Origin of the sequence: Kitasatospora sp. NPDC096128 (assembly GCF_040303105.1) — a bacterium.
Classification (GTDB): domain Bacteria; phylum Actinomycetota; class Actinomycetes; order Streptomycetales; family Streptomycetaceae; genus Kitasatospora.
The window spans coordinates 241,700-253,809 of record NZ_JBEOSP010000001.1 but is presented as its reverse complement, the minus strand read 5'-3'; the positions used below and the strand labels follow the sequence as shown (position 1 = coordinate 253,809).

13 protein-coding genes are annotated in these 12,110 nt (G+C 74.4%); 7 read left to right on the top strand and 6 right to left on the bottom strand.

Translation table 11 applies throughout. From position 1 onward, the window contains the following. Window positions 1–26 precede the first annotated feature (26 nt). Complete coding sequence (locus ABTY61_RS01040) at window positions 27–899, bottom strand: SIS domain-containing protein (protein WP_350502752.1); 873 nt, start codon at window positions 897–899, stop codon at window positions 27–29. Between the two features lie 259 nt (window positions 900–1,158). Between ABTY61_RS01040 and ABTY61_RS01035 the strand changes: the two genes are divergently transcribed. Both ABTY61_RS01035 and ABTY61_RS01030 read left to right on the top strand, forming a co-directional pair. Beyond that, on the top strand, window positions 1,159–2,367 hold the full coding sequence (locus tag ABTY61_RS01035; protein ID WP_350502751.1) for a 4-hydroxybenzoate 3-monooxygenase: 1,209 nt from the start codon (window positions 1,159–1,161) through the stop codon (window positions 2,365–2,367). A 51-nt stretch (window positions 2,368–2,418) separates the two neighbouring features. Beyond that, window positions 2,419–4,149 (top strand): methyltransferase, encoded by a 1,731-nt coding sequence (locus ABTY61_RS01030; protein ID WP_350502750.1) that lies wholly within the window; start codon window positions 2,419–2,421, stop codon window positions 4,147–4,149. Between the two features lie 49 nt (window positions 4,150–4,198). Here the strand turns inward: ABTY61_RS01030 and ABTY61_RS01025 are convergent, their stop codons facing one another. The 5 genes from ABTY61_RS01025 to ABTY61_RS01005 all read right to left on the bottom strand — a co-directional run bounded on the left by ABTY61_RS01025 (window position 4,199) and on the right by ABTY61_RS01005 (window position 9,002). Next, window positions 4,199–5,815 (bottom strand): multicopper oxidase family protein, encoded by a 1,617-nt coding sequence (locus ABTY61_RS01025; RefSeq protein WP_350502749.1) that lies wholly within the window; start codon window positions 5,813–5,815, stop codon window positions 4,199–4,201. Window positions 5,816–5,963: 148 nt separating this feature from the next. Further along, entirely contained in the window at window positions 5,964–6,653 is a 690-nt protein-coding gene (locus tag ABTY61_RS01020) for a hypothetical protein (protein ID WP_350502748.1), read from the bottom strand. A gap of 170 nt (window positions 6,654–6,823) precedes the next feature. Then, the gene (locus tag ABTY61_RS01015) at window positions 6,824–7,297 is read right to left on the bottom strand and encodes an ATP-binding protein (RefSeq protein ID WP_350502747.1); all 474 of its coding nucleotides are present in this window, start codon (window positions 7,295–7,297) and stop codon (window positions 6,824–6,826) included. Window positions 7,298–7,457: 160 nt separating this feature from the next. After that, on the bottom strand, window positions 7,458–7,895 hold the full coding sequence (locus tag ABTY61_RS01010; protein WP_350502746.1) for an STAS domain-containing protein: 438 nt from the start codon (window positions 7,893–7,895) through the stop codon (window positions 7,458–7,460). Window positions 7,896–8,075: 180 nt separating this feature from the next. After that, window positions 8,076–9,002 (bottom strand): RNA polymerase sigma factor SigF, encoded by a 927-nt coding sequence (locus tag ABTY61_RS01005; RefSeq protein WP_350502745.1) that lies wholly within the window; start codon window positions 9,000–9,002, stop codon window positions 8,076–8,078. 206 nt (window positions 9,003–9,208) lie between these two features. On the opposite strand from ABTY61_RS01005, the gene ABTY61_RS01000 reads away from it, so the two are divergent. From ABTY61_RS01000 to ABTY61_RS00980, 5 genes are all read left to right on the top strand, one after another. After that, window positions 9,209–9,664: an SRPBCC family protein gene (locus ABTY61_RS01000; protein ID WP_350502744.1), complete on the top strand. Its 456-nt coding sequence runs from the start codon at window positions 9,209–9,211 to the stop codon at window positions 9,662–9,664. Window positions 9,665–9,749: 85 nt separating this feature from the next. Beyond that, window positions 9,750–10,118 carry a PRC-barrel domain-containing protein gene (locus tag ABTY61_RS00995; RefSeq protein WP_350502743.1) on the top strand — a complete coding sequence of 123 codons (369 nt, stop codon included), beginning with the start codon at window positions 9,750–9,752 and terminating at the stop codon, window positions 10,116–10,118. Window positions 10,119–10,248: 130 nt separating this feature from the next. After that, a complete protein-coding gene (locus ABTY61_RS00990) occupies window positions 10,249–10,644 on the top strand; it encodes an SsgA family sporulation/cell division regulator (RefSeq protein ID WP_350502742.1) in 396 nt (131 codons plus the stop codon). Between the two features lie 69 nt (window positions 10,645–10,713). Continuing rightward, a complete protein-coding gene (locus ABTY61_RS00985; RefSeq protein ID WP_350502741.1) occupies window positions 10,714–10,917 on the top strand; it encodes a hypothetical protein in 204 nt (67 codons plus the stop codon). Window positions 10,918–11,000: 83 nt separating this feature from the next. Then, window positions 11,001–12,083 carry a mechanosensitive ion channel family protein gene (locus ABTY61_RS00980; RefSeq protein ID WP_350502740.1) on the top strand — a complete coding sequence of 361 codons (1,083 nt, stop codon included), beginning with the start codon at window positions 11,001–11,003 and terminating at the stop codon, window positions 12,081–12,083. Window positions 12,084–12,110 lie beyond the last annotated feature (27 nt).

The following is a 12,110-nucleotide window of genomic DNA, read 5'->3' as shown; positions in this document are numbered from 1 at the left end:
GGGCCGGTCCGGGCCCGGCCGTCCGGTCACGGCTGGTCCAGCACGATCGAGCGGGTGAGGTGGCGCGGCCGGTCGGGGTCCAGGCCGCGCCGGACGGCGAGGCCGACGGCCAGGCGCTGGACCCGGACCAGTTCGGCCTGCGGGTCGAGCCGCGGCACGCTGATCGTGGCGCCGGTCGCCCCCGCCTGCCGGACCAGGCCCGCGGGCGGGGTGTCGAGGAACCAGACCAGGCCCTCGGGGCCGCTGACGCTGATCGGGCCGTGCCGGTACTCCATGGCCGGGTAGGACTCGGTCCACGAGGCGGCGGCCTCCCGGACCTTGAGCGCGGCCTCGTTCGCCAGCCCGCAGCTCCAGCCGGTGCCGAGGAAGGTGAACTGCCGTGCCTGCACCGCTCCCGGCGGCAGCGGTGCGGCGAGCGCCGTCCGGGCCTGGGCGGGCAGGTCGGCCGGTGCGGCGCCGAGGTGGGCGCGCAGCAGGGCGAGGGCAGTGGTGGCGAACCGGGTCTGGACGACGGACCGCTCGTCCGCGAACTCCAGCGCCACCACGTGGCGTGCGGCGGCGCCGACCGGGGTACGCGGGTCGGCGGTGATCGCGACCGTCTCGGTGGTGCCCACCGCGGCGAGGACGTCGAGCACCTCGGTGGTGGTGCCGGAGCGGGTGAGTGCGACGATCCGGTCGTACGGGCGGCCGGCCGGGAACTCGGAGGCGGCGAAGGCGTCGGTCTCGCCGAATCCGAGGGATTCGCGCAGCACCGCGTAGGCCTGGGCGATGTAGAGCGAGGTGCCGCAGCCGATGACGGCGACCCGCTCGCCGGGTTCGGGCAGGTGCCGCGGGGCCAGTTCCAGGGCGCGCTGCCAGCAGTCGGGCTGGCTGGCGATCTCTTCGTCGACGTGGGCCATCAGGTCCTCCTACGCGAGACTGCACGAACATGCGTGAAGATGATCGATTTATAGTTCAGCTCGCCATCATTGCGCAATAGTGCGCATCCTCGATCATCTTCGCGCAGCCGACCCCGGGCCCGCACCGCCCCGTCGGCGCACTCCCCGGGCGTCGGACTTCTCGAACACCCGACGGGGTGGTTGAGATCATCACGCTATTCACCGGTCCGAGCGATTCCGGCCCGTCCGTGTATCCGGCGGTGACTAAGCTGCCCGTTCTGTGACCGAACGTCAGAAGAGCCCAGCAGAGCAGCAGAGCGCCGATGTCGTGATCCTCGGCGCCGGACCGGCCGGACTCACCCTGGGGAACATCCTCCACGCCGCCGGGATCGACTGCGTCGTCCTCGAACGCGCCGACGACGCCCACGTCCGGACCAGGGCCCGGGCCGGCTTCCTCGCCGCCAACACCGTCCGGGTGCTGGAGCGCCACGGCCTCGCCGACGGGCTGAACCGGCGCGGCCGGCCGCACGGCACCTGCGAGTTCCGCACCGAGGACGGCAGCTTCCGACTCGACTACGGCACCCTCGGCCGCCGCGAACTCCACACCGTCTACCCCCAACAGGACCTGGTCACCGACCTCCTGGCGCGCTACCTGGACGCGGGCGGCCGGATCGCCTTCCAGGCCGAGGCCCAGACCGTGCGCGACGCCGACGGCCCCCGCCCCACCGTCACCGTGCGCGATGCCGAGGGCCGCCCCGGCCTCTGGCGCGCCCGGTACGTGGCCGGCTGCGACGGCCGCCACGGCGCCGCCCGGCGCTCCCTGCCCCCCGGCACCCGCCGGCACCACCGCGACCACGGCGTCACCTGGCTCGGCCTGCTCGCCGAGGCGCCCCCGAGCATGGACGCCGTCGGCTACGCGATGCACCCCGACGGCTTCGCCGGCCACATGGCCCGCACCGCCGACATCACCCGCTACTACCTCCAGTACGAGCCCGGCGCCCCGGCCGACGCCTGGTCCGAGAAGCGGATCTGGGCCGCCCTCGACCGGCGGATGCGCACCGACGAGCACGGGCCGCTGCACCACGGGCGGATCCTCCAGCGCTCCGTCATCCACCTGGAGTCGGACGTGGTCGAGCAGCTGCGGCACGGCTCGCTGCTGCTGGCCGGGGACGCCGCCAGCCTGCCCGCCCCCGCCGCCGCGAAGGGCGCCAACCTGGCTGTCCTGGAGGCCGAACTCCTCGCCGAGGCCCTGATCGACGAGCTCCGCCGGGGCGACTCCCGGGCGTTGGACGGCTACTCAGCGCGCTGCCTCGCCCACATATGGCGGGCCCAGGAGTTCGCGCACTGGATGATCCAGTTCCTGCACTCCCCCGTCGGCCCGGCAGGGGAATCGTTCTTCCACGAATCCATGCGGCGCTCCCGCGTCGAATCCCTGCGCACCTCGCGCACCCACCAGGACTGGTTCGCCGAGAACTACGTCGGCCTCTGACCGGCCCCGCCCACCGGACACCCCAGCCCCCTCAGCAAGGACCCCCTCGCCATGACCGCGACACCCCACGACGACACGGCCCTCCTGCGCGCCACGGCCGACTTCGTCCGGGAGCACGACACCGCGACCCTGCTCCCGCTGCTGCTGCCCGAGCTCGACGGCCCGGAACTCCTGGCCCTGGCCGAGCGCTGCCGCTTCTCGCACGCCGCACTGCTCGTCCTGCCCCCGGACCGAGCCGCACTCCACCGCCAACTCGCCGACTGCGGGCTGGACTTCGACGCACCCCCACAGCCCAGCGTGGTGGTCCGCGGCCGGCTCGCCCGCCGGCACGGACGCCCCGAGGCCGAGCTCGACGTCACCATCCTGCGCCCGCCGGTGCCCGGCCCCCACGGGGAGCGGAGCGTCGAGGTGTTCGCCCTCACCGTGCCGCCGGGCTCCGACCTGGCCGGCCTCGCCGCCCACGAGCGCGCCCACCAGCACGAGGCCCACCTCGCCTTCGACGTCGCCCACCCCGACCCGCTGGCGCTGCGCGGCCTCTGCGCGCTGTTCGCCCGGCACGGCGCCGCCCCGGACGGCGGCGGCTACAACCCCCACGAGGACTCCACCGTCCTCTACTTCACCACCCCCGCCGACTCCCGCACCGGCTACCGCCGGGTCGAGCTCCACGCCCACGGCGACCACCGCACCGTGCTCGCCGACCACCTGGGCGAGGAGGCCACCCAGCGGTCGGCCGAGACCCTGCTGCACCAGCTGACCGGCGCCTGGACCACCCAGGCCCTCGCGGTCGCCGCCCGCCTCGGCCTGCCCGACGCCCTGGACACCCGCACCGCCACCGCGCCGCAGGACCTCGCCGGAAAGCTCGGCGCCGACCCGCAGAGCCTCGCCACCCTGCTCCGCTACCTCGCCATGCTCGGCGTCGTCGCCGAACACCCCGACGGCTACCGGCTCACCGGCACCGGCGCCCTGCTGGGCGCCGACGCCCCCGGCTCGATGCGGCCGCTGGCGCTGATGTACGGCGGCCCGTTCTACCGCTCCTTCGCGGAGCTGGAACACACCGTCCGCACCGGACAGGCCGCCTTCGACCACCTCTTCGGCGAGAACCACTTCGACCACTTCGCCCGCGACCCCGAACTCGCCGAGCTCTTCGACCTGTCCATGGCCGCGAGCGCCCGGATGTTCGACCCGCTCCCGGACCACCCCGTCATCACCGCCGCGGGCTCCCGCACCCCCGGCGGCACCGTCGTCGACATCGCCGGCGGCAACGGCGAACTGCTCGGCCGCCTGCTCGCCGCCCACCCCCGGCTGCGCGGCGTCCTGCTGGAGCGCCCGCACGCCGTCGAGGCGGCCCGTCGCCGGCTCGACGCCGACGGGCTCGGCGAGCGCTGCGGATACGTGGCGGGCGACTTCGCCGACGTCCCCGGCGACGCGGACGTCTACGTGCTGTCCCGGGTACTGCACGACTGGGACGACGAGCGCTGCACCGGGATCCTGCGGCACTGCGCCCGCGCGATGCCCGCCCACGCCGACCTGCTGATCGTCGAACGGCTGCTGCCCGCCGACGGCTCGACCTCGCTGGCCACCGCGTGGGACCTCCACATGATGGTCAACACCGGCGGCCGCGAACGCCGCGCCGACCACTACGGCCGGCTGCTCGCCGACACCGGGCTGCACCTGCTCGGCCACCGCCCGCTCCCGCTGGGCGCCGCCGTCCTGCACGCCCGCAAGGCCGCCGTCCCGGCGCCGGCCGGGCCGTCCCACGCCCCGGCCCGCTCCGGGGCGTAGCGCCGTCCCCGGCGTCACGTCGGAGGACGACGGGCCACCGGGCCCGGGGTCAGCGCAGGCGCGGCTCGACGTAGTCGACGGTCTGCATCATCCCGAGGTCCTCGTGCTGCAGCTGGTGGCAGTGGGCGACGGCCCGGCCGGTGAAGTCCTCGTACCGGACCAGGAAGGTGACGGTGTCGCCCGGCCTGCCGCCCGCCAGGTCGACGGTGTCGTGCCAGACCGGGGGGTCGAGCCGGTCGCCGTTGCGGTGGGTGACCAGGACGTGGTTGGTGTGCAGGTGGAAGGGGTGCTGGAAGGCCGGGTTGGTCTCGTCGGTGCGCAGGGTCCAGCGCTCGACGGTGTCCAGTTCCAGGGTGTGGTTGACGTAGCCGGGGTCGAACAGGCCGTAGGCCGGGTCCCGGGTCGGGTCGCCCGCGGGGTCGGCGGCGGGGGTCGGGTTGCTCCCCAGCATCCGGAAGGCGTTGGGGAACGAGCCCGGGAAGACGCCCGGGTCGACGTGGAAGACCACCTCGCGGTCCGCGTCCGGGTTCGCGATGTCGCCCTCGTCGAGGAACGGCTTTCCGGCCGGGAGCGTGGTCGGCAGCCCCATCGGCGGGTCGACCGCCTCGCCCGTCACCTCGACCGTCATCAGCGGCGCCGCCCGCCCGTCGGCCCGCAGTTCGTAGCTGCCGGGGTCGTCGGCCCGGACCAGGACGTCGGCCCGGTTGCCCATGGCCAGGCGCACCGCGTCGGTGGCGACCGCGGCCGGGAAGGTCACGCCGTCCTGGGCGATCTGGTGGAGGGTGAGGTCCCGGCCGCCGCCGGTGAGCCGCAGCACCGGCGCGGTGAACGCCGTCGCGCAGACCAGCCGCCAGCGCTGCACCTCGCCCGGGCGCAGCGTCACGGTGGGGTTGACGGCGCCGTTGACGGTCAGCACGGCCGGGACGGCGGCCAGCGCGTTGCCGGAGGTGAAGTCGGGGACCTTGCCGCCCTTGAGCCTCAGCTCGTTGAGGCAGACCACCAGGTCGGCGGCGGCCGCGATCTCGGGGACCTCGTCGACGTCGCCCTCGACGACGAGGACTCCGGCCATCCCGCCGACGATCTGCACGGAGGTGGCCCCGTGCAGGTGGGGGTGGTACCAGTAGGTGCCGGCCGGGTGGCCGGCCGGGACGTCGACGGTCGTCACGTACCGCGGCTCCGGGGCGCCGGCCTCGACCTCCTCGGCGGTGCGCGGCTCGAACACCCGGAGCACGTTGTCGGCCTCCCCGGACGGGTCGACGTGCAGGCCGTGGGTGTGCAGGTTGAAGCTGTTGAAGCCGTGCGGCCGGTTGTGGTCGCCGTCGTGGGGCTCGTTCGGGGGCAGGCCGTTGACCTGGGTCAGCCGCAGGGTGTCCCCGGCGCGCAGCCGCAGGGTCGGGCCGGGGATCGTCCCGTTGTAGGTGCGGGTGGTGACGGTGCCGTAGCCGGGGACGACGGTGTCCGTGAACCGCACGTCGAGCGTCTGCTCCAGTACCGCCCCCGGGTTGCCGGGCACCCGCCGCGCGGTCCGCAGGGCGGGCTGGGGGAAGGGCTGCGGGGCGGCGGCGGCGTGCCGTCGGGAGAGGATCCCGTCGGACGCGGCCACCAGGACGGCGGCGGGCAGCGCCTTGAGCATCGACCGACGACTGATTCCGACATTTTCGCTCATGGTCGGGCAATCTAGGTCAACTCATCGACGGAGTCCGGAAAGCTCACCGGACACCCGGCGGACATCGCCCATTGACGCCCCCAGCTCATGACCCCAGCTCATGACCCTTCAGCTCATGACGCCCGGCTCAGGACCCCGACTCATGACTTCAGCCGGACCAGACCGTCACCGTGGCCTCCACCTGATAGTCCGCCGGGGCGATGGAGTCGACCTTGATCAGGGCGGTGCGGCCGCCGGGGCTCTTCAGGCAGACCAGCGTCCCGACGCTCACGTGGGCCGAGGAGCCCGGGTGACTGGCGGCCCAGTCCGCGCAGGCGGCGCCGGACGGCGGCGCCTGCCCGGTCCAGATGCCGAAGCTGTCGTGCTCCGACTGGATCTCCTCGCGCAGCACTGCCGTCGTGTCGGTGAAGCCCGTCGCGTAGATGCCCTGCGGGAAGCCGGGGTGGCGCCCCGGCGGGGTGAGGTCGAAGTCGGCCCCGCCCTCCATCGTGATGGCGACCTGACCGCTCCAGGCCACCACGGGCCCGGCCGAGGAGGGCGCGGGCGGATTCGGAACGGCCGTGGTCGCACTCCCGGCACTGGCGGTGGCCGGCCCGGGCAGGACAACGCTCGGCCCGGGCGTGCCCAGAGTCGTCGGCAGGGCCGTCGGCGAGTCGCTCTTCGGCCGGATCGCCGTCCCCAGGATCAACGCCAGCACCCCGACGGCGACCACCCCGACCCGCGCTCCCCCGCTCTTCGGCCCCGGCAGGCTGATCCCGGCCCCGCTCGCGGCCTCCTTCGCGAAGGCCACGACGAAGCAGAGCAGACCGAACACCCACAACGTGATGGTTCCTGCCACGGACCCGTCCCCCACCTGCGCAGCCGACCTCGAACGCGCAGATGCTACAAGGAAGCTGACGCCCCGGCAGGTCATTTCCCCCGTCCTTCGGGGTGCGGACCGCATCCGCCCCGCTCAACCCCTGCGCCCCGGCCGCCCGCCGGACAGGCCCTGAGGCTGCGCGCGCCCGGTCAGCGGTCGGGCCGCTGCGCGGGCCGGGCGTCGATCTCGGCCCAGACCGTCTTGCCGTCGTCGTGCGGCACGGCGCCCCACCGGGAGGCGGCCTTCTGCACGATGACCAGCCCGTGTCCGCCCGGCAGGCCCGGGCGGTGCGGCCGGCGCGGCTCGGGCAAGGCGGTGGAGCGGTCGCTGACCTCGATCCGCAGCCGGGCCTCGGAGGCGTCCAGGACGAGGTCGACCGGGCCGCCGGCGTGCAGCATGGCGTTGGCGACCAGTTCGGCGACCAGCAGCACGATGTCGTCCTCGGCCCCGGCGGTGCTCGTCGGCCAGGACCAGTCGGCGACGGCCTGCGCGGTGTACGCCCGGGCCCGGGCGACGGGCTTGGGCTGCCCGGCCAGGTGCAGGCGCCGACGCTGACCCCCGGGCGGCAGGGAGGGGCCGGTGCCCGGCCGGTCGTCGTCCAGGGTGGCCCGGCTGGTCGTCATGTGCGGGATCCCCTTCGGTTCCGGTTCGGTTCCGGCGCTGTGTTCCGCCTCGTTCCGCTGTCGTCTGCTCGGTTTCCCGACCAGTGACGAATTATGCGTGCTCTCGACCGGCCGCGGCGGTCTCCGCCGGTCTCCGCCGGTCTCCGCCGATCACCGACGGTCACCGGGGTGCGGCGGCCGCGGCCTCCACGGTCGGGTGGAGCGAGAACACGGAGTCCGTGCAGGTCAGTTCCAGCAGCCGCTGCACCGTGCCGGACGGCGCGGCGAGGCGGAAGCCCACGTCCGCCGCCGCGGCCGCCATCCGGGTCTGAAGCAGCAGGTTGAGACCGGAGGAGTCGCAGAAGCCGACCTGGGCGAGGTCGACGACGAGCAGCGGCGGGCGCTGCGCGACCAGCTCGTCGAGGGTGCTCCGGGCGGGGGCCAGGGTCTCGATGTCGAGGTCGCCGGCCAGGGCGCAGACGGCCGCCCGGCTGTCGGTGTACCAGGTGTGCACGGCCAGGTCGGGCCCGGACGGGGCGGGCCCGGACGGGGCGCCCGACCGGGAGGGGTCGGCTGCGGTGGTCGGCGGCACGGTCACGGACTCGTTCTCTGCTGGCATCGTCTTCTCGGCTGGCATCGTCGTCGTGTTCCCCTCCACGGGTGTGCTCCACGAGCGTACGCACGCCACCGGGCGCAGGACCAGGCCGGGGGCGGACCGGCCCGGTCCGGCGCAGGGTGGCGGCGGGCGGCGACGGGTGCCGTGCGCGACGTGGCGGGGCTCCCGGTGCCGTGCGGCGGCTCAGCCGGCGGTGAGGTCCGCGCGCAGGTGCTTCAGGGTGCGGCTGAGGAGCCGGGACACGTGCATCTGCGACAGCCCCAGCCGGGCGCCGATCTGCGACTGGGTGAGCTCCTCGCCGAAGCGCATCGACAGGATCTGCCGGTCGCGTTCCGGCAGGGCGGCGACCAGCGGCTTGAGAACGATCAGGTTCTCGACCGTGTCGAACCTCGGATCCTCCTCGCCGAGCCGCTGGGCGAGCGGACCCGGGTCCTCCTCGCCCTCGGTCACCGGGGCGTCCAGGGATCCGGCGGTGTGGCCGTTGGCGGCGGTGAGGCCCTCGATCACCTCCTCCTGCGAGAGGTCGAGGTGCACGGCCAGCTCGGCCACCGTCGGCGCCCGGCCCAGCCGCTGGAACAGCACGTCGCGGGCCTTGGCGAGGGTGATGCGCAGCTCCTGGAGGCGGCGCGGCACGTGCACGGCCCAGGTCGCGTCGCGGAAGTGGCGGCGGATCTCGCCGAGGATGGTCGGCAGCGCGAAGGTCACGAACTCCGCGCCGTGGTCGGGGTCGTAGCGGTCGATCGCCTTGATCAGGCCGAGCGAGCCGACCTGTATCAGGTCCTCCTCCGACTCGCGCCGGTTGCCGACGCGGCGGATCGCGAACCGCACCAGCGACAGGTTGAGCTCGATCAGCGTGGCCCGCACGTACGAGTACTCGCGGGTGCCCTCCTCCAGCGTGACCAGCCGGGCCAGCAGCACCCGGGTCAGCTCGCGCGCGTCGCCGGGAGCGACCTGCCGCGGGTCCTCGACGCCGGCGAGCTCGGGCAGGTCCGGGCACCCGGCGGGCCCCGGGACGGCGGGCCGGCGGGCGGCCGGCACGTCGGGCGTGGCGGCCTCGTCCGGGCCCGGGGCGGTCGCGCGGTGGAGGAGTTCGTCACTGGTCGTGGCCATGTCGGTCCTTTCCCCTCGGCGTACGGTCCGTCCCCGGGTACCCGCCGTGGCCGGTTCCATTCCGGTTGCCGTTGTGAGGATTACGTGAACGAAGGACCCGGACGGCGGCGCAGTGACGGCCGACACACGCCGTGCATGCCGGGCGGGGTACGGGGCACCCGGACCGGTGCAGGACCGGAGCGCAGGAGGAGAAGGAGGACCGGACGATGGGACGGATCGAGGAATCGGTCGAAATAGCGGCGCCGCTCGGCGAGGTCTACCGGCAATGGGTGCACTGCGAGGACTTCCCGCAGTTCATGCGCGGCTTGGTCAGCGTGGACGTCTCCGGCGGCGGAAGCAGCAGCTGGGTGGTCGAAACCGCGGGCGGCCGCCGGGAGTTCCAGGCCGTGACCACCGAGGTGGTGGAGGGCGAGCGGGTCGCCTGGGACGGCGGGACCGGACCGGTGCGGCACAGCGGAGTGGTGACCTTCCACCACGTGGACGACCGCAGCACCCGGGTCATGCTCCAGCTGGAGGTCGAACCGCACGGACTCTGGGCGCACGTCGCCGAGGCGCTCGGCTTCGTCGACCGCCGGGTCATCGACGACCTGAACGACTTCAAGCACCACGTCGAACGGGGCGGCGGCCGGGAGGCCGGTCCGGACGCCGGCCCGGGAGCATGAACTCCCGCACCGGGGGCAGCCGAACCGTACCGGCCCCGGAGCGGACCAGCCGGACCGGAATGAAACGAGACGAACGGAGGCAGTCATGACCGCACGCCGCACCATCTGGGAGTTCCAGACCTCCGCCGGGCACACCGCCGGCACCGACCTCATCGGCTTCCACGTCGAGGCCACCGACGGCTCGATCGGCACGGTCGACAAACTGTCCGAGGAGGTCGACGAGCAGTACCTGGTCGTCGACACCGGGCCGTGGATCCTCGGCCGGCGCGTCCTGCTCCCGGCCGGCACCGTGACCAGGATCGAGATCGGCGAGCGGAAGGTCTACGTCGACCGCTCCAAGGACGAGATCCGGAACAGCCCGGACCTCGACGACGGCGGGCCCGACCAGGAGACCGACACCCCCGGCCGATTCGGCCCCTACTGGGACCCGTACTACGGCGGCCGGATCCTCTGAGCGGGCAACCGGAGGACAGTGCCGCGCCGGGCGACCGGACCCCGACAGACCGACCGACACCACCGACGAACGGACGGGGACAGCCCGCGGCCGTCCCCGTCCGGACCACCCGGGAAAGGGGAACCCTTCCATGGAACGTCTCACCACCCGGATCACCATGCGACTGATGACCGGCGACGAACGCAGCCGGGACCTGGACGTCGACTGGTCCTACCGGGACGACGAACCCCACGCGGCGCAGCTGGACTTCACCTCCTACCAGGCGGACGCGGTGTGGTCGCTCTCCCGCGACCTGCTGCTGGCCGGCCTGCACGCGCCCGCCGGCGAGGGGGACGTCCACGTCACGCCGTTCGACGACGCCCGCGTACTGATCGCACTGGCCGGCACCGAGGGCGTCGCCCTGCTCGCGGCCCCCGCGGCGGCGGTCGCCGGATTCCTGGCCGAGACCGTACGGCTCGTCCCGCCGGGGCAGGAGCACGACCGGATCGACTGGGACGGCGGCCTCCAGGCCCTCCTGGCCGCCTGATCGTCCCGGCCGCCGAACACGCGCAGAGCGGTACGGAACCGCACAGCGCCGCCCCGAGAGGAGCGCACCATGACCACCGCCCCCGCCCGCCCCGGCATGCCGCCGCCCGAGCCCGAGCCCCCGGCGCCCCCGAGCCGGCCCCTGCTGCCCGACCCGCCGCCCCCGCCCGGCTCGCCCGTCCCCCCGCCGGCCCCGCGGCCGGTGCGCCGGCCGGCCCCGGAACCGGCCGCCCCGCAGCCGGGCCGGCCCCACCCGGTCGAGCCGCCGGACTGAACCGGGCCCGCGGCCGGGTAGTCCCGGGCCCGGGTAGTCCCAGCCCCCAACGCCCCTGCCAGCAGCGGAAAGGAGAGCCGGAGATGTGGTGGAGCCTGCTCCGCCTCACCGTCGTCGGCGTCGCGGCCGCCCTCCTCACCTACGGCCTGGACCGGGCCGTCCGACTGGTGGCGCGACGGCTGTCCGCCCCCAGGGGCGTCGGCATCCCGGAGGTACTGCGCAGGTGCCGCCACCCGGTGCTGGCGCTGACGGCCTGCCTGCTGCTCTCCGCCGCGCTGCCGTGGATCGACGCGCCGCCCGCCGCCCGCGAGGGCCTGCGGCACCTGGCGGTGATCCTGGCGATCACCTCCGGCGGCTGGCTGTGCGGCCGGCTGGTGGCGATCCTGGTGGACGGCGCCGCCCGGCTCGCCGTGTACCGCCGCGATCCGGCCTGGGCCGGCCGCGCCCGGACCCAGGCCAGTCTGCTCGGCCGGATCTGCCAAGTCGTGGTCGCAGTCGTCACGTTGGGCGCCGTACTGATGACCTTCCCCGCGGTGCGCGGCGTCGGCACCAGCCTGCTGGCCTCCGCCGGGCTGGTCGGCGTGGTGGCGGGCGTGGCCGCCCAGAGCACCCTGGCCAACGTGTTCGCCGGGGTGCAGCTGGCCTTCGGCGATCTGGCCCGGATCGGGGACGTCGTGGTGGTGGCCGGTGAGTGGGGGACGGTGGAGGAGATCACCCTGACCACCGTGGTGATCGAGACCTGGGACCAGCGGCGGCTGATGATGCCGATGTCGTACTTCGTCGGGCGGCCGTTCGAGAACTGGTCCCGCCGCTCCAGCCGGATCACCGGCACCGCGCTGCTCCACCTCGACCACCACGCCCCGATCGGGCTGCTGCGCGAGGAGTTCGAGGACTACCTGGCCAAGAGCGAGCTGTGGGACGGCCAGGGCAGCGCCCTCCAGGTGGTGGACACCACGCCGACCACCATCGTGGTCCGGGTGCTGGCCACGGCAGCGGACGGCAGCGACGCCTTCGAGCTGCGCTGCCGGCTGCGCGAGCACCTGATCGGCTACCTGCGCGACCGGCACCCGTACGCGTTGCCGCGGATCCCGGTGGCGGAGGCACCCGCACGGCCCCCGGACGGCCGGGGGGACCCCCGTACCCCCCGGCCGGCCCCGGGACCGTAGGACCGGCACCGGAGCGCCGGGTCACGG